13 protein-coding genes, 1 tRNA gene and 1 pseudogene are annotated in these 16,839 nt (G+C 72.9%); 6 read left to right on the top strand and 9 right to left on the bottom strand.

Features of this window, described 5'->3' with window-relative positions; genetic code table 11:
• Positions 1 to 520 precede the first annotated feature (520 nt).
• Positions 521 to 1,888, top strand: coding sequence for a magnesium transporter (gene mgtE, locus GL263_RS07625; protein WP_182854826.1), 1,368 nt, complete (start codon positions 521 to 523; stop codon positions 1,886 to 1,888).
• Between the two features lie 81 nt (positions 1,889 to 1,969).
• Here the strand turns inward: mgtE and GL263_RS07620 are convergent, their stop codons facing one another.
• A complete protein-coding gene (locus tag GL263_RS07620; protein WP_182854825.1) occupies positions 1,970 to 3,799 on the bottom strand; it encodes a glycoside hydrolase family 15 protein in 1,830 nt (609 codons plus the stop codon).
• 246 nt (positions 3,800 to 4,045) lie between these two features.
• Here GL263_RS07620 and GL263_RS07615 point away from each other — a divergent pair, with 246 nt between their 5' ends.
• Positions 4,046 to 5,818, top strand: a complete 1,773-nt coding sequence (locus tag GL263_RS07615) for an ATP-binding SpoIIE family protein phosphatase (RefSeq protein ID WP_182854824.1) — start codon at positions 4,046 to 4,048, stop codon at positions 5,816 to 5,818.
• Positions 5,819 to 5,876: 58 nt separating this feature from the next.
• Here the strand turns inward: GL263_RS07615 and GL263_RS07610 are convergent, their stop codons facing one another.
• From GL263_RS07610 to GL263_RS07580, 7 genes are all read right to left on the bottom strand, one after another.
• Positions 5,877 to 7,139: a helix-turn-helix domain-containing protein gene (locus GL263_RS07610; RefSeq protein ID WP_182854823.1), complete on the bottom strand. Its 1,263-nt coding sequence runs from the start codon at positions 7,137 to 7,139 to the stop codon at positions 5,877 to 5,879.
• Positions 7,140 to 7,257: 118 nt separating this feature from the next.
• Positions 7,258 to 7,428: a hypothetical protein gene (locus tag GL263_RS07605; RefSeq protein WP_182854822.1), complete on the bottom strand. Its 171-nt coding sequence runs from the start codon at positions 7,426 to 7,428 to the stop codon at positions 7,258 to 7,260.
• Between the two features lie 326 nt (positions 7,429 to 7,754).
• Entirely contained in the window at positions 7,755 to 8,642 is an 888-nt protein-coding gene (locus GL263_RS07600) for an STM4011 family radical SAM protein (protein ID WP_182854821.1), read from the bottom strand.
• 26 nt (positions 8,643 to 8,668) lie between these two features.
• Positions 8,669 to 10,027 carry an STM4012 family radical SAM protein gene (locus GL263_RS07595; protein WP_182854820.1) on the bottom strand — a complete coding sequence of 453 codons (1,359 nt, stop codon included), beginning with the start codon at positions 10,025 to 10,027 and terminating at the stop codon, positions 8,669 to 8,671.
• Positions 10,024 to 10,830: an STM4013/SEN3800 family hydrolase gene (locus GL263_RS07590; protein WP_182854827.1), complete on the bottom strand. Its 807-nt coding sequence runs from the start codon at positions 10,828 to 10,830 to the stop codon at positions 10,024 to 10,026. The genes GL263_RS07595 and GL263_RS07590 overlap by 4 nt, the downstream gene beginning before the upstream one ends.
• A 59-nt stretch (positions 10,831 to 10,889) precedes the next feature.
• Positions 10,890 to 12,053, bottom strand: a complete 1,164-nt coding sequence (locus tag GL263_RS07585; protein ID WP_182854819.1) for an STM4014 family protein — start codon at positions 12,051 to 12,053, stop codon at positions 10,890 to 10,892.
• Positions 12,034 to 12,990 carry an STM4015 family protein gene (locus GL263_RS07580; RefSeq protein WP_182854818.1) on the bottom strand — a complete coding sequence of 319 codons (957 nt, stop codon included), beginning with the start codon at positions 12,988 to 12,990 and terminating at the stop codon, positions 12,034 to 12,036. Before GL263_RS07580 ends, GL263_RS07585 begins: the two co-directional genes overlap by 20 nt.
• Before the next feature lie 180 nt (positions 12,991 to 13,170).
• On the opposite strand from GL263_RS07580, the gene GL263_RS07575 reads away from it, so the two are divergent.
• Positions 13,171 to 13,497, top strand: coding sequence for a DUF8820 family protein (locus GL263_RS07575; RefSeq protein ID WP_182854817.1), 327 nt, complete (start codon positions 13,171 to 13,173; stop codon positions 13,495 to 13,497).
• A 57-nt stretch (positions 13,498 to 13,554) separates the two neighbouring features.
• Positions 13,555 to 14,559: a DUF6745 domain-containing protein gene (locus GL263_RS07570; RefSeq protein WP_182854816.1), complete on the top strand. Its 1,005-nt coding sequence runs from the start codon at positions 13,555 to 13,557 to the stop codon at positions 14,557 to 14,559.
• A gap of 83 nt (positions 14,560 to 14,642) precedes the next feature.
• On the opposite strand, the gene GL263_RS07565 is transcribed toward GL263_RS07570, so the two are convergent.
• Positions 14,643 to 14,715: transfer RNA gene (locus GL263_RS07565), tRNA-Arg, on the bottom strand.
• Between the two features lie 306 nt (positions 14,716 to 15,021).
• Here GL263_RS07565 and GL263_RS07560 point away from each other — a divergent pair.
• A complete protein-coding gene (locus GL263_RS07560; protein ID WP_182854815.1) occupies positions 15,022 to 16,650 on the top strand; it encodes a dynamin family protein in 1,629 nt (542 codons plus the stop codon).
• A gap of 7 nt (positions 16,651 to 16,657) precedes the next feature.
• Positions 16,658 to 16,839 (top strand): annotated as a pseudogene (locus tag GL263_RS28270) (hypothetical protein); the annotation flags it as partial.

Raw genomic sequence — 16,839 nt, 5'->3', positions numbered from 1 at the left:
GTCATGTGAACCGCCACCGCACATGTTCGTCGGCCTGAAGGGCATCCGACGTTCGGGCACCACTCGGCAACGCGCCGGCGCGTGCGGAACAAGGGGAACGCGGCGGCCGAGGCGGGAGCGGCCTCGGCGCGCCTGGCCTGCACCCGCCATGAACGAGAGGACATCAGCATGCGTGAATCCGGTACGACGCCTCTGACCGGGCCTGACGGCCGCTTGTTGCCCCGCCGGCACCGGCCTGTCGCCGTGGGCGCGCACAGGAAGGCCGTCCGGCGGGGGTATCCTGCAACGGCGTGTTCGTGCGGCGTCCCGTGCCGCCCACGCGACGACGGCGCCGCACATCAGCGTCAGCAACGTCGGAGACCGAGGACGACCGGAGGTGATGCCGCAATGCGTAGCGAGCCTCCCAGTCATCATCCGCGCGGCATCACCCTCTCCCTCGCGTAGCGGTGGGACAGTGGGCGGTGCCCGCGGTATGCCCCGGTGCCCCTGACGAACTCACCGCTGTGCTGAGGACCCTCCCATGCCGCCGTCCCAGATGTCCGAGGAACTGCACCCCGAGCTGCCCGAGTCGCTTGAGGAGATAGTCGAGAGTCAGCGTCTGCACGCCGCCCTGGAGTGGCTGGAGACGCACCCGCCGCACGTCATCGCCGACGAGCTGGCACGCATGGACAACGTGTCCGCCGGAGTCGCCTTCCGGCTGCTCGACAAGGACCGCGCGCTGACGGTCTTCGAGGAGCTGGAGCCGGTCGACCAGCAGGAGATCCTCAACGGTCTCCGCGACCACACGTTCGCCGAGATCGTCGAGGGGATGGACCCCGACGACCGGGCGCGCATGCTGCGTGAGGCTCCCGCGAAGGTCGCCAAGCGGGTGCTCGCGGGTCTGAGCGCCCACGAGCGACGGATGACGGCCGCGCTCCTCGGCTACCCCGAGGGGTCCGTCGGTCGGTACATGACCCCCGAGGTGGTGGCGCTCCCGCAGGACCTCACGGTGGAGCAGGCCCTGCGCACCGTGCGGGCGAAGGGCGCGCATGCCGAGACGGTGTACACGCTGCCGGTCGTCGACCACGGGCGACGGCTCACGGGCATCGTGGAGCTGCGGGAGCTGGTGCTCAGCCCGCCGGAGACGATGGTCTCCGAGCTGGTCGTCACCGAACCGACGTACGCCTACGCCACGGACACGGCCGAGCACGCGGCCCGTCTGATGCGTGAGACGAACGACCTGAACCTGCCGGTCGTCGACAGCGAGAACCGCCTTGTCGGCCTGCTCACCTTCGACGACGCGGTGGAGGTCATCGAGGCGGCCGACACCGAGGACGTCGCCCGGCAGTCCGGTGCGGCGCCGTGGACCGGTCACTACATGGCGGCGACCGTCTGGCAGCTGGCGCGCTACCGCGCGCTGTGGCTGTCGCTGCTGCTGGTCGCCGCGACTCTGACGGTCACCGTCACCAGGGCGTTCGAGGGCACTCTCGAACAGGTCGCGGCGCTGGCGATGTTCATCCCGATGCTCATCGGTGCCGGCGGCAACGCGGGCGCGCAGGCCGCGACCGCGTGTGTCCGCGCGCTTGCCGTCGGCGAGGTGCGCGGCTCCGACCTGCTGAAGGTCATATGGCGGGAGTGCCGGGTGGGGCTGGCCCTGGGCGGGCTCCTCGCGGTGCTCGGTCTGATCGTCGGCGGGGTGTTCGCAGGCATGAAGATCGCCTTGGTCGTCGGCATCACGCTGGTCCTGATCTGCGGCTGGGCGGCCACGATCGGCGGCACGATGCCGCTGCTGGCCAAGCGGTTGAAGATCGACCCGGCGGTGGTCTCGGCGCCCATGGTGACCACGCTGGTGGACGCCACCGGGCTGGTCATCTACTTCCTGACGGCAAAGGCTGTCCTGGGCGTCTGAGCCGTCCGGTTCGCGGGCGGGCCGACATGCCGGCCGTCGTGTGGCCGGCCCGGTGTGTCACCGGGCCGGCGCGACCGCCGCTCAGGCCTCGGGGCGTTTGCGGCTGCGGGCGGCACGTTGCCCGGCCTCGCCGTCGTGCTCGGCGAGACGGAACGCGGTGTTCACCATCGGGATGTGCGAGAGGGCCTGGGGGAAGTTGCCCACCAGCCTCCCCGTCTGGGGGTCGTACTGCTCGGCCAGCAGTCCGACGTCGTTGCGCAGGTCCAGCAGGTGCTCGAAGATCTCCCGGCCGCGTTCCACGTCGCCGCGCAGCACGTAGCAGTCGGCCAGCCAGAAGGTGCAGGCGAGGAAGGCGCCCTCACCCTCCGGCAGCCCGTCGACCTCCTCGGTGTGCTCGTCCATCGTGTACCGCATGACCAGGCCGTCGGTTGTCAGTTCGCGTTCGACGGCGCGGACGGTGCCGCGCATCCGGTGGTCGCCGGCCGGCAGGAAGCCGATCTCCGGGGCCATCAGCACCGAGGCGTCGAGGGTGCGGGAGCCGTAGTACTGGGTGAACGTCTCGCGCTCCGCGTCGTAGCCCTTTGTGCAGACCTCGTCGTGGATCTTGTGCCGCAGTCGTCGCCAGCGGTCCACCGGACCGTCGAGATCGAGCTCGTCGACCGCGCGGACGGCGCGGTCGGCGGCGACCCAGGCCATCATCTTCGAGTGGGTGAAGTGTCTGCGCGGTCCGCGTACCTCCCAGATGCCGTTGTCCGGGTCCTGCCAGCAGCCCTCCAGGAAGTCCATCAGGGAATGCTGGAGACGCCAGGCGTCCTCGTCCGGGGCGATGCCCTCCAGCCGGGCGAGGTGCATCGCCTCCATGACCTCCCCGTAGACGTCCGTCTGGAACTGGTTGGTCGCCTCGTTCCCGGTGTGGACAGGCCGGGACCCGGCGTAGCCGGGCAGCCAGTCGAGCTCCATCTCCGGGAGTCGCCGGGTGCCGTCGACGCCGTACATGATCTGCATCTGGTCGGGGGTGCCGGCCACCGCGCGCAGCAGCCACTCCCGCCAGTCGCGCGCCTCCTGCCGGTAGCCGGCGTCCAGCAGGGCCATGAGGACAAAGGTGGCGTCCCTGATCCAGCAGAAGCGGTAGTCCCAGTTGCGTACGCCGCCGAGCTTCTCCGGCAGGGAGGTGGTGGGGGCGGCGACGATGCCGCCGGTGGGGGCGTAGGTCAGCCCCTTGAGGGTGAGCAGCGAGCGGGTGACGGCCTCGCCGTAGCGGCCCCGGTAGCGGTGTCGTCCGGCCCATTCCTGCCACCACTCGCGGGTCCGTTCGACCGCGTCCTGGGGCTCGTCCAGCGGCAGGTCGTGGTGCTCGCTGGTGGTCCAGGCGAGGTGGAACTCCACTACCTCGCCGGGTGAGACCGCGAAGTCGGTGACCACGCGGTCCTCGCCGACCTCCGGGGGAGTCAGATCGAGATCGCAGAACAGGACGAGGTGGTCGGGGCCTGCGACGGCGTGCAGCCGCCGCCCGTCGTGCCGGAACCACGGCACCGTGCTGCCGTAGTCGAAGCGGGGTCGGAAGACGCTGCGGACGTCCACCCGGCCGGTCACGCCCTCCACCCTGCGGATGAGGTCGGGCCAGCGTTGCCGCACGGGCATGCAGTCCACGACCCGCACCTTGCCCTGGGCGCTCTCGAAGACGGTTTCCAGGACCAGGCTGTCGCCGACGTAGCGGCGTGTGGCGCGCCAGCCCTCGCCGCCCGGGGCCAGGGACCAGCGTCCGTGCTCGGGGCCGCCGAGCAGCGCGGCGAAGCAGGCCGGGGAGTCGAAGCGCGGCAGGCACAACCAGTCGACGTCGCCGGCCCGGCTCACCAGCGCCGCCGTCTGGGTGTCCCCGATCATGGCGTAGTCCTCCAGCGGGGTTGACAAGCGCCGTCCTCCTCACTGTCGCGCTGAACAGGAAGAACCACGGGTACCGCCGAGCGCCGTCGGCAAACCCGAAGGCTGTCGGCAGACGCCCGGCGGGTCCTCCGGTCGGGGCCGCCGGCGGCACTCGGCGGGCGAGTCGCGCCGCCCGATAGGACACTGGGTCGGGAAGACCGGGACCGCGCGTCGGCGGAGCCCGGCCAGTCGACGGCGACTGCGGTGACGGACAGCCAACGGGAGGCCGGCACGGTGAGAAGCGGTAGCCGCGGGCGGCGATCGGCGGCCGGTTCGGCGTGGCGGCCCGGTGCGCGTTGGTCGGCGGCCCGGCGGGGCTTCGGCTCCCTCGCCTACCGGGTGTTCGCCCGCGATCGACTCGCCTGGCTGAACGACGCGGCCACCCGCATCGGCACCACGCTCGACCTGGAGCGCACCGCCAAGGAGCTGGCCGACTTCGCCGTCCCGCAACTGGCCGACGGCGCGGCGGTCGATCTGCTGGAGAGCGTCCTGCACGGTCAGGAGGGGGAACGTCCAGGTCAGGGGCTGGCGGTGCCGATCACCCGGGCGATGGCGGTGACCGCCGTCCCGGAGCTGGTCGAACTGGAGCCGGATCCGGTGGGCACCGCCTCGGTGCACCCGGACACTCTGCTGACCACCCGCTGCCTCCAGCAGCGCCAGCCGGTGCTGATCAGCAGGATGCGCGGGGAGGACTACGAGAGGGTGGCGCCCACGCGCAGGGCGGCCGACAAGATGCGCGCGAAGGGGGTGCACTCCTACCTCGCGGTACCGCTGATCGCCCGGGGTGTCCTGCTGGGCACCGCCGACTTCGTCCGCGGACCGAAGAGCCCGCCGTTCAACGGCGTGGACCTGGCGGTGGCCGAGCAGCTGGCTTCGCGGGCGGCGCTGTTCGTCGACAACGCCAGGCTCTACGAGCGTGAGCGCGAGCACGTGATGTCCCTCCAGCGCAGCATGCTGCCCAGGGCCATGCCGCAGACGCCGGGGCTCACGGTGGCGACCAGCTACGCGCCCGCCGACGAGGCCAGCGGTGTCGGCGGCGACTGGTACGACGTGGTCGCGCTGCCCGGCGGGCGTACCGCGCTGGTGATCGGGGACGTGATGGGCCACGGCCTGCCGGCGGCCGCGACGATGGGCCGGCTGCGCGCGGTGTCGCGCACGCTGATGACACTCGACATCGGGCCGGACCGGATGCTGGCCCGGCTGGACCTGGCGACCAGGGATCTCGACGACGACCAGGTGGCCACCTGCCTGTGCGCGGTGCACGATCCGGCGGACTCCAGCCTGACAATCGCCAGTGCGGGCCATCCGCCGCCGGTGCGGGTCGACCCCGCGGGGGAGACCTCGTTCGTCGACGTGCCGGTGGGCGCGCCGCTCGGCGCGGGGGTCATTCCCTACGATCCGGCGCGCGTCACCGGCCTGGCCGGGAGCCGTCTGGTCTTCTACACCGACGGGCTGGTCAAGACCCGAGGGGACGACGTCGACACCCAGGCCCTCCGGCTGCGTGCCGCCGCGGCGGAGCTGGACCCGGCCGACCTGGCGTCCTGCCCGCTCATCGCGCAGGGCCCGGGGCCCGGCGAACCGCGCTTCGACGAGGCGGTGCTGCTGGTCGCCGACAGCCACGGCAGCGAGCCGGAGGCGGAGCTGTACGTGTGGGACCTCCCCGAGGACGGTACGGCGGGCTCGGTGGCGCGTCGACTCGTGGCCGAGCGGCTGCGCAAGTGGAACCTGCCGGAACTGGTTGACATGACCGAGCTGGTCGTCAGCGAACTGGTGGGCAACGCGCTGCGCTACGGCGGCGGGCCGGGCCAGCTGCGGATGCTGCGCAGCGACCGGCTGACGGTGGAGGTCTCCGATTCCGGTCCCGACCTGCCGCAGATCCAGCACGCCGACGTCAGCGACGAGGGCGGGCGCGGCATGCAGCTCATCAACATGCTGTGCCGGCGGTGGGGCTCCTGCCGCACGGCGACCGGGAAGATCGTGTGGGCCGAGCAGGACCTCCCGTCGTGAGACGCGCCCCCCGCGGGCGGTCCGGAGTCGAACCCGGGCGGGACCTCCCGAGAACGCTCTAGCCCGGTTCGACGGTCGGCACGGTGCCCACCGCGGCGGTCAGCGCCTCGGCGAGCGCGCGCCAGACCTCCGCCGACAGCTCGACGTTGGACGACTCCTGCGCCTTCTTTGCCATCCGCTCCATGTTCGACACGGCGGTGGTGCGGTCCCCTTCGACGATGGCCAGCTGGTTGCGCAGCACCTCCAGGCGCAGCCCGTCCCGCATGCTCAACTCCCCGGGGCCGTCGCGGAGCTGGTCGACGAGGCGGCGCGCCTCGGCGTGATCGCCCTGGTAGAAGGCGAGTTGGCCGCGCAGGATGAGCACCTCGTGCTGGTGCAGCGGCATGCCGATCAGAGCGGCGGCCGCGCCGGCCTCCTCCAGTCGGACGGCCGCGCGTGCGGTGTCCCTGGGATCCATCTGGAGGTAGAGGGACGCGGCGGCGAGCCGCAGCCGCATCCACAGCACCGGGTCCTCGTTGCTCGCGAGGATGCCGAGCGCCTGTTCCAACAGCGCGCCGGCGGCCTCCTTGAGGCCCTGGCGCACGTGCACGGTGGCGGCGGTCCACAGCGCCTCCACCCGGAGGCGTACGGGCACCTCGGCGGAGAGGCGGTCGAGCATCCGGTCGACGCCGGCGCGCGCCTCCGCCAGCCGGCCGGCCTCGGCGTCGATCGACACGAGGGCCATCAGCGACTCCACGAGGTCGTGGTGGGTGAGTCCCTGTTCCTCGGCCATGGCCAGGGCCTCGGTCGCGTGGCGGCGGGCGGTGCCCAGCTCGCCGGCGGCCCGGAGCGCGCGGGCCAGCCGTACCCGGGATCTGGCGCGCAGGTCCGGCAGGTCGACGTCGTCGCTGAGCCGGACGAGTTCCCGCAGCACCTCGAGTTCGCGCACCGCCATGGCCTGCGAGCGGTAGCACTTCGCGAGCAGCCAGTGCGCCTGCCAGCGCAGCGCGGCGTCGCCCTCGGCCTCCTCCTGGAGCGCGTCCTCCAGGATGGTGGCCATCCGGGGAGACTCGCCGACCGTGGAGGCGGTGGCCAGCGCCCGGGCGAGCGGGCTGCCCGCCGAACCGCGGAACGCCGCGGGGGAGACGTCGAGCCGGGAGCAGAGGTAGGAGAGCACCCGCTCGGTGGGCGGGCGCTCTCCCGACTCCAGCCTCGAGAGATAGGCCGCGGAGAACTCCGTACCGGCCAGTCGTGCCTGCGACATGCCACGTGCCGTGCGCAGGGCGCGGAGCCGACGGCCGAACAGCGGCTGCTCCAGAACTCGGGACGTGCGGCTAGGCATGCCGCACACAGTGCTGGTGGTCACCCGGGCTTGTCAATTCTTGTCCCGTTGTGGAGGCAAGTCAGGCAAGTAATTGACAGATCGGATCCGTGGGGCCGCGTGACGCCGGCGTGACCGGTCATGGCCAGTCGATCTCCCCGTTGGTGCCGTCTCCCGGCCCCTTGGCGACAACGGTGCCGGTCGTGGGCTTGTCGGCACTGTCCGTGACCGCGGTGTGACCGAGGTGGAACGCAAGCGCCAGTGCGACTCCTGTTGCTGCTATGACCTGCGAGAACTTCTTGATCTTCATGTACTCCCCCTGGTGTTCCCCGTGCCTCGACCTCACGTCGGGGCCGTGTCCGGTCCGATGCGATCCGGTGGGGTCGATCGCGCTCGAACGGGACAACGCGGGCACCTAACCATGCCTCGTTCGCCCTGCCAAGGGAAGTCAATTAATTGACACTGGTTCCTTCGGGCCTCTACAGTCCTCGCGTTGACGCGGCACCCTCAGGCAGGGTCCCGGCCGTCCCGGTCCCAGGCGTCGACGTGCGCCGGCGGTGGTGGTTCCGGTGTCCGCGAGGGGAGACACCGGCCCCACACCGCCGGCGCACACGGAACCCGGCATGGCGCCCGGCCTCAGCGGGCGGGCCGGCCCCTCGTCGTGATGGTCGGGCGGAACTCCGGCGCGGCCGGTATCCGTTCGAGGACGCCGCCGGCGAACACGTCGTACAGCGGCAGCGTCTCCAGGTGGACGTAGCCGATGTGGCAGTCGCACACGGCCAGCGGGCAGGCGCGGGGCCGCAGCGCCCGCCGGTACGAGCCGTCGTACAGGTTGCCTAGCTCCGCCGGGACGAAGTGGCAGCGGCGCACCGTGCCCTCGCCGTCGACCGAGAGGACGGACTCCCCCGTCCGGCAGGGCAGGCCCGCGCTGCGGTGCGGATGGCGGCTGTAGGGGAAGAGCGGGTCGAGGGCCGTCCACCGCTCCGCCTCGGCGTCCGTGTAGGTCTGCCCCTCGGCGGCGTTGACCCACAGGTACACGTGCGCGGGAAGGTCGTCGCGGAGTCGGCGCGCGACCTCCAGGTGCTCGGGGAGACCGACGATGCCGACACTGTGGCGGACACCGCGGGCGGCCAGGTCCCGGCACTTGGCCTGGAAGCGGTCGTACGGCGTCTGCCCGGGGTGGAAGGTGCACCACAGGGCGAGGGTGTCCAGGTCGGCGGTGTCCAGCCAGTCCGTGCGGCAGCTGAGGTTGGTCTGGATCGCCACCCTGCGGAGGTGCGGCAACCGGCTCAGCTCCGCCAGCGTGCGCCGGTACCAGGAGCGCACCAGCCCCTCGCCCCACGGGGTGAACAGCAGGGAGAGCCGGTCCTCCCGCTGGGCCGCCGCCCACGCCGCGAAACGCTCCAGCGCGGCGCGGTCGGCGGCGAGTTGGGCGCGGCTGTCCCGGCGCTTGGCGAACGGGCAGTACGGGCAGTCGTAGTCGCACGAGGCCAGCGGACCGCGGTAGAGGATCGTCAGGTCCATGCGGGCTCCTTCATGTGCCGCCGCCGTCACTTCGGCTCGTAGGCGGCCATACGATCCCGCACTGCGTCCGAGAACAGTTCGGGGCCGAGCGCGTCGGAGTGGGCAAGACCCTCGGCGGAGAGCCGCAGCACCTCCGGAGCGGCCGCCTCCTCCAGCCAGCCCCGGTCGCGGAACCGGCCCAGCTCCGCGGCGAAGTCGTCGCCGGGCGCCGTACCGAACCGGGCCGCGTAGTCCGCGACGGGCATGCCCGCGGCCTGCAGCAGGGACTGGAGCAGATGGCGGCGGCGGGCCTCCTCCGCGTTCATCCGCCAACCGAAGTCGGCGTGGCGGAAGCCGTCCGTCGAACGGGCGGTGTAGTCGTCGACGATCCCGCGGATGCGGTGCATGTCCACGGCGTAGTCGAACGAGTAGTGCAGCGTCGAGGTGTACGAGCGGGCGCCGCAGCCGAGGCCGACCATGCCGTCGGTCTGGCACGCGTAGTCCTCCCCGCCGGTGGCCGGCGCGTCCGCGCGGCGGAACATGCGCATCGACACCTGCTCGTAGCCCCGCGCGAGCAGGTGGTCGCGGCCGTGGCGGTACAGCCGCAGCCGCTGCGCGTCCCACTCGGCGCCGTCGGGGCCCGGGTCGCGGTGACGGCCGAGGCCGGTGAGCGGGCGGACGTAGAGCGGATAGAGGTACAACTCCTCGGGCCGCCAGGCGAGGGCGGCGTCGAGGGAACGGCTCCAGGACTGTTCGGTCTGGCCTTCTATGCCGTAGATCAGGTCGATGTTGAGGACCGGGATGCCGGCGTCACGGATCCGGGCGAGGGCCGCCTCGACGTCCGCCCGGCGCTGCGGGCGTACGGCGGACCTGGCCTCCTCGTCGAGGAAGCTCTGCACGCCCAGGCTGAGCCGGGTGGTACCGCGGTCCGCCAGCACGGCCAGTCGGTCGGCGGTCGCCGTGGCGGGCGAGGCCTCGACGGACAGCGGGATCGTCGTCAGGCCCGCGCCGAGGTGACGCTCGGCGAGATCGCACAGCCGCTCCAGCTCCGCGGCTTCCAGGAACGTCGGAGTGCCCCCTCCGAAGGCCGCGTTGGCGAACCGCGCGCCGTCCCCCAGTGCCTCGCGCACCGCGGTCGCCTGGCGCTCCAGCGCGTCCAGGTAGGCGGTGGTCAGGCCGTCCGGGGCCCCGATCCGGGTGAAGAGGTTGCAGAAGCCGCAGCGCACCTCGCAGAACGGGATGTGGAGGTACAGCGAGAGGGCGTCCCTCGGCTCGTCCGCCCACAGCTCCCGCAGGGACGCCTGCTCCCGGGGCAGCGGGAGGTAGGCCGTCTTGTGCGGGTACGCGTAGACGTAGTGCTGGTAGGGGCGGACGGCGGGCGGGGCCGCCGTTGTGGTGGGGGTCATCGGGCCTCGTCGAGGAAGAAGTGGGCGTAGGGCACGGTCCAGACGACGTCGTGGCCGATGCGGTGGCCGGTGTAGCCGTCCTCGCCGTAGGCCGTGCCGTGGTCGGAGCAGACGATGGCAAAGCCCGGACGGCGGCGGCGGACGGCCGCGAAGAGCCGCCCGATGTGGCGGTCCACGTACTCCAGCGCCGCGGCGTGGCTGGCCCGGGTGTCACCCGCCTCGGGGGTGGCGCCCGGCAGGTGGAACCAGTTGGGCTGGTGCAGGGCCGACACGTTCACGAAGAGGAACAGCGGCTGCCGCTCCGGGAGTCCGGTGACGACCTCTTCGACTCGGGCCACCTGCGCCTCGAACGACGTCGGGGAGGTCACCCCGAACTCCGGTTCCCAGTGGCTCTCGTGGAACATCCCGGGCAGGACCGAGCCCAGCGGGCCCCGCTTGTTGAAGAATCCGACGCCGCCCACGCAGACGGTGCGGTACCCGACGGCGGCAAGTCCCGACAGCAGGTCGGGGCTGTCGTGGACGAACGTGCCGTCCACCGTGGTCTCACTGCCCGCGAAACGGGCGGCGAAGAGCCGCGGATGCGGGCCCGGGGCGGCCGGTGTCGGCAGGAAGCCCGCGAACATCGCCTGGTGCGAGGCGTAGGTGAAGCTGCCGGGGGCGTGCCGGCGCTCCCAGACGCCGCCGGGCAGATGCCGCGCCAGGTTGGGGATGCGACCGGCCGCGGCCAGCTCCCGGGCCACGTCGTAGCGGAGCGTGTCGAGCGTGACCAGCAGGAGGTCGTGGCTGCCCACGACCTCGTTCATGTCAGGCCGCGCCGTCGCCGTCGCCGTCGCTGCCGCCGCTGGCGGTGTTGCCGCTGTTGTCATCGTTGCCGCTCCTCCCGTGGTCCGCCTCGCAGGACGGCGTGTGCGGCGGCGATCTGCGCCGCGTAGGTGTCCAGACCCTCGGCGCCGCCGCCGGGCAGCCCGGTCAGGCGGGGCAGCAGGTCCCCGAAGGCGTTCACCTCGCCTACGGTGAACCGGCGCCACCCGGTGGCCGGCAGGACGTCCACGCCGACGCACAGCGTGCCGGGGAAGCACGCGGCGGCCCGTTCGGCCACCTCCAGCGCGTCGTCGAGCCCGCCGCCCGCGGCACGGATCGCCTCGCGCGCCGCCTCCAGGTCGCCGCGGGCACCGCCGAGGTGCAGGTTTGTCATCGGATGCCGGCTGGTCCGCAGGACGGCGTGCGTGGCACGTCCGGCGACCACGACCACCCGCAGGTCGGCGGCCCGCCCGTCCTGCGACGCCTTGGGCAGCCACCGCTCGACGTGGACCCCGTCCGGGGCCAGCGCGTCGACCAGGGCGGCGACCTCCGCCTCCGAGGTGTAGTGGCGCACCCGGAGGGAGTTGTACAGACGCCCGTCGGGAGCGGTCTCCACGGAGGACGTCGCCCTCACCCGGCCGGAGCCCGCCACCGCGAGCGCCACGACGCCGGAGGCCGACGAGCCGTGGGCCGGCTTCACGAACGCCCGCGGCATGCGGGCGGCACGCAGCTGCTCCCTGAGCTCCTCCCAGCCGCCGACCGGACCCCTCAGAGCCTGGGGCACAGGGACATCCGCGGCGGCGAGCCTGGCATGGCAGCGCCGCTTGTCGAACAGCACCGCGACCTCCTCCGCGTCGGCCGTCGGCAGCGCGCCGGCACGGTGCGCCGCGTCCGTCACCTGCCGGACCGCCGCGGTGAAGCGGCGGTACCACCGAGCCGTTCCCTCGACCCGGGTGGCGTCCTCGACGCCCCGCAGCAACCGGTCGACCTCGGCGTCCTCGCCGGGGGAGTCGAGCCGTACCAACTCGCCGGACGTGAAGGAGCACCGCCCGCGCAGCACCTCCCGCCACGGCAGTACGCGGGGCGCCGGATGCCCCGCCGCGCGGACGGCGTCGGCGAACATGGACGTCCGCCGGTTCCCGGGGTTCCCGACGACGGCGAAACGGAGGCAACCGGTGCCCGGGGCGGCCCGCCGCGCCGCGGGATCACTCGGAGACGGCGACATAGCGCCACTCCTCGTCCCCCCAGGTGTGCGGAGTCTGATGCCCCGACACGTCCACCTCGGTCCCGGCGGAGCCGAACGCGGTCCGGACGCGCTCGGCCACCGCCTCCTCCAGGAAGTGGTGGCTCAGGTCGAGTCGTCGGAGATGGGTCAGCGGCTGGCCCTGGAGCAGGGCCGCGGCACCGGTCTCGGTGAGCGTGCCCATCGACAGGTCCAGCGAATCCAACTGCGCGACGACCGGCGCCGAGGCGACGGCGGCGGCTATCTCGTCCTGGATCTCGCTGTTGCGCAGGCCGAGGTGGCGCAGGGCCGGGAAGCGGCCACCGGCCAGAAGCGGCGCGAGGTCGGCGACCGTCGCGTCACCGCCGTACTGGGACACGCCGAGCCACAGCTCCAGGCGTTCGAGCGCCGGGAACCCACTGGCGACGACGCCGCGCACCACCTCGCCGGGCAGACCGCCCGCCTCGAAGCGGAGCGTGCGCAGGCCCTCGTGCCGCACCGCCGGGAAACGCAGCCCCGTGCCGCCGCGGATGCCGAACTCCTCCAGCAGCGGGTACGCCTCGAGCACCGGCGTGACGTCGGACTGCTCGATCCAGGAGATCTCCGACTCCTCCATCTCCAGGTCCCCGACGAAGACGGCGCGGAGCGCGGTCAGCCGGTCCCGGGCATCCACAAGACGCCGCACGACCACGCTGGAGTTGTCGTCGCACACCTCACCCCACGCGCCCACGACAACCGCGCGGACACCGGCGGGATCCACCGAGTCGAGGAAGCGGTCCCAGATGTCGCCGAACTTCTCGTTCGAGGAGTCGCCGTAGGGGTCGGCGGCCAGCCGCCAGGCCACGGTTCCCGCCGCCGGCAGCTCCCTCGCCTCGCCGGGCAGGGGGAAGTCGAAAACCGGGAGGCCGTGCAGTTCCTGCAGATGCTCGACGTGGGACATGTGGCGGGTCTCCTGAGGTGGATGTGCGCTGCTCGTGCGTGAGTTCTACCAAGCCGCTCTGACAACACCGCCGACGGGCGGCCGGGCCCGGACCGGAAGGCCGTCGGCGGTGTTGTCAGACCCCCGGCATAGCGTCGTGGACATCGGTCGGCGAGTCGCCGACGGCGAAGGGAGACACGCGTGTACCGACAGGGGGACGTCCTGATCGTGCCCGTCGCGGAAGCGGGCGTGCCGCCGGGCACGGACGGGCTGCCGCAGCAGCCGCGAGACGCCAGGGGGAGGCTCGTGCTGGCTCTCGGTGAGGTCACCGGACACGCCCACGCGGTCGTGGGGCCGGGGACCCTGGTCCGGGAGCCCGGGCCGTTCGGCGCCTCCTACCTCCATCTCCCGGACGGCGGACGGGTGGTGCACGAGGAGCACGCCGCGATACCGCTGCCCAAGGGCTGGTACCGGGTGGTGCGGCAGCGTGAGTACGTGCCCGGCGCCGTGCGCGTCGTGGCGGACTGAGAAGACGGGAGCGGCACGGTGACAGAGGCGACGAACACCGCCACGGAGGACGTTCTGATGACGTGGCGTCAGGTGGCCGCGGCGACAGGGGCGGCGGATCGCGGGGCCGCCGAGCGGGGAGTGCGCCTCGCGTACCGGCTGGCGGGCCTCCCCGAGCCGGAGCGGGTCATCTGGGCGGACTCGCCCCGCGCCGGCGCGGCACTGGCCGCGCAACTCGCCGCGGAGGGAACCGCGGGACCAAGCGTCCGCGAGGCCGTGCGCACCCGGCCGTGGGCCGCCGCACGCGAGCGCCTCGTCGACCGGACGGGGCCGGCAGGCTGGGCCGAACACTGGACCCTGACGGCCGCCCCACTGTGGGACACCACGGCCATGCTCACCGAGCGCATACGCACGGGCGTGGTCGAGGCCCTGGCCGGCTCGCCCGAGGAGGAGCAGGCCCTCCGGCTGGTGCTGCTCGACGCGGTCCTGGGGCAGCACGACGCGGCCTGGCTGACGGCCTTCGAAGGCCACCACGGCGCGGAGGCGCTCGACGGCATCGCCGCGGTCGCCCGCGCCGCGGGCTGGTGGTGGCCGTACGAGAAGACCGTGGTCGTCTGCGAACGCCCCGTGGAACTCCACCGGGACGAGGCGGGCCGCCTCGACCGCGGGGACGGCCCGGCACTCGCCTTCCCCGACGGGTTCGCGCTGCACGCCTGGCGCGGCATGCCGATCCCCGCCGAATTCCTCGGCCGGCTGGCCGGACTGACTCCGGAGCTGATACGCGAGGAGGAGAACGCCGAGCTGCGCCGCGTGATGCTGGAGCACTACGGCTACGAGCGCTACCTGCGGGAGTCCGGGGCCGAGCCCGTGCAGCGGGACGAGGCCGGCGTGCTGTGGCGTATCGAGCTCGAGGGGGACGAGCCGACGGTGATGGTCGAGGTGGTCAACTCCACCCCCGAGCCCGACGGCACCTACCGAACCTACTGGCTGCGGGTGCCACCGCGTACCCGCACCGCCCGCGAAGGCGTCGCCTGGACCTTCGGCCTCGAAGCGGCCGCCTACGCACCGGAAAAGGAGACCTGAGCCGCTCCGCGCTCACCACGCCGACGAAGTCGAGGCGCGCCCTGACCTGCGGCGGAGCCGGGGGTCAGGGGGTGTGCGAGGTGCGCCCCCGGCAGGACTCGAACCTGCGGCCAAGTGCTTAGAAGGCACCTGCTCTATCCGCTGAGCTACGGGGGCCGGACCGCTCGGTGACGGCGGTGGCTGGAATGTCCTCGCCGGGAGGCAAGGATAGGGGCCCCGTCCGTCATCCTTGGTCGCCTCACGCCGCCGCCAGCGCTGTGGAGGTTCGGTGAAGCGCTCCGATAATCGCAGGCGATCGTCTGTTGTGCAGCGATTTGCGCCCGGTGGGCGGCGGGTGTTGTGCAGTCGTTATGCCTGGCGACCGGGTGCGGTGACCCGTACTGCGGGGCAAAACGGGTTGTTCCCGGACGAATAAGCTTCAAAAACGCAGCAATCTTGGGCATTCTTCCCTCTGTGGCGATCATGGAAGCACGGACCGAACTGCTCGACGCGCTGGTCACCCTGCGTGACACCGTCGCTGCTGCCCGCTTTCCACTGCCGCTGGCCGGAGTGGAGCGTGCGCGTCAGTCGCAGGCCGAACTGCTGGCCCAACTGGACGACTACCTCGTGCCAAGACTCCGGGAGCCGGACGCGCCGCTGCTCGCGGTGATCGGCGGCTCCACCGGTTCCGGCAAGTCGACACTGGTGAACTCCCTCGTCGGGCGGCGGATCAGCGAGGCGGGCGTCCTGCGGCCGACCACCCGGACCCCGGTACTGGTCTGCCACCCGGACGACCTGAGCTGGTTCACCGGCCGACGGGTGCTGCCCCGTCTCGGCCGGGTGCGGGTGCCCCGGCAGGAGGACGCGGCGTCGGCCGGGCACGAGGCCCACGGCGGCACGGACCGGCCCGACGTGGGGGCGGCGGTCGACCAGGCGCTGCGCGTGGAGGTCGACGAGAGCGTGCCGAAAGGCCTTGGCCTGCTGGACGCCCCTGACATCGACTCGCTTGTCGCCGCCAACCGGGAACTGGCGGCCGAACTGATCTGCGCCGCCGACATCTGGGTGCTCGTCACCACCGCCGCCCGCTACGCGGACGCCGTGCCCTGGCACCTCCTGCGCACGGCCAAGGAGTACGACGTCACCCTGGCCACCGTGCTCGACCGGGTGCCGCACCGGCTGGTGGAGGAGGTCTCCCGCCAGTACGCGTCGCTGCTCGAGCGAGCAGGCCTCGGCCATGTGCCGCGGTTCACGGTGCCCGAGCTGCCCGAGTCGGCGGGCGGCAGCCGGGGACTGCTGCCCGCGACCGCCGTCGAACGGCTTCGCGCCTGGCTCACGCACCAGGTGGGCGACCCCCTCGCGCGGACCCGGGCCGTCGGCCGCACCGCAAACGGCGCGCTGGCCTCCCTGCGCCGGCGCGTGCCCGAACTCGCCGCCTGCGCGGCCGCCCAGCACTCGGCGGCCGTCCGCCTCACCCAGCACGTCGAGGAGGCGTACGCGGAGGCGGGCCGGAAGGTCCGCAGGAGGCTGGACTCCGGCCAGTTGCTCACCGGTGAGGCGTGGGCGCACTGGCGGCGGTTCCCCGCGGACAGCGCGGGCGAGGAACTGGTGGCGGCGTGCGTGGAGGGGATGACGGACCTGCTCGCGGCGGCGGTGGGTGCCGCCGAGGAGCAGGTCGCGCGCGCCTGGCGGTCGGAGCCGGGCGCGGCCGGTATGCCGGAGGACCCCTGTCTCGGCGCCGCGGCGACCGTCGAACGCATGGGCCTGGTCGTCCGCCACTGGCAGCGGTGCCTGGAGGAACTCGCCGAGGAGGCGTTCGGCGCCCACGGCCGGCCGCCGGCGACCGCCGAGGAGGCGACCGCGCTGCTGGCCACCGCGCTGCTGGGCGGCCAGCACCAGGGGCGGGCGGCTTCCGACGGGTTGGCCACGGCACTGACCGCGCCGGCCGCCGAGGAACTGGTCCGACGCGCACTCGTCGCGCTGGACGAGTGCGTCGACCGCGCGCTCTCGGGGGAGCGTGACCGGCGGCTGGCCCCGCTGGAGGAGCTCGACGCGGGCCCCGAGCAGCAGGCCGAACTGATCGCCGCTCTGTCCGTACTGCACAAGGAGAGGTGACGCCACGGTGTCCGGATCCCTCGGCGACGTACGCGTGGATGGCCAACACAACCCCGGCGAGCACGATCCGGCGGCGCACGACCACGGAGAGCACGGCCAGACCGACGAGCGCCACGGCGCCCCTCCGCCGGCGGAGCCCGGCTCCGGGGCGGCGGGCGCGGGGACAACCGGCGCGGGGGAGAGGGGTGT

This window comes from Streptomyces durbertensis, from assembly GCF_014156695.1.
GTDB lineage: Bacteria > Actinomycetota > Actinomycetes > Streptomycetales > Streptomycetaceae > Streptomyces > Streptomyces durbertensis.
This window is presented reverse-complemented; position numbering and strand designations above follow the sequence as displayed.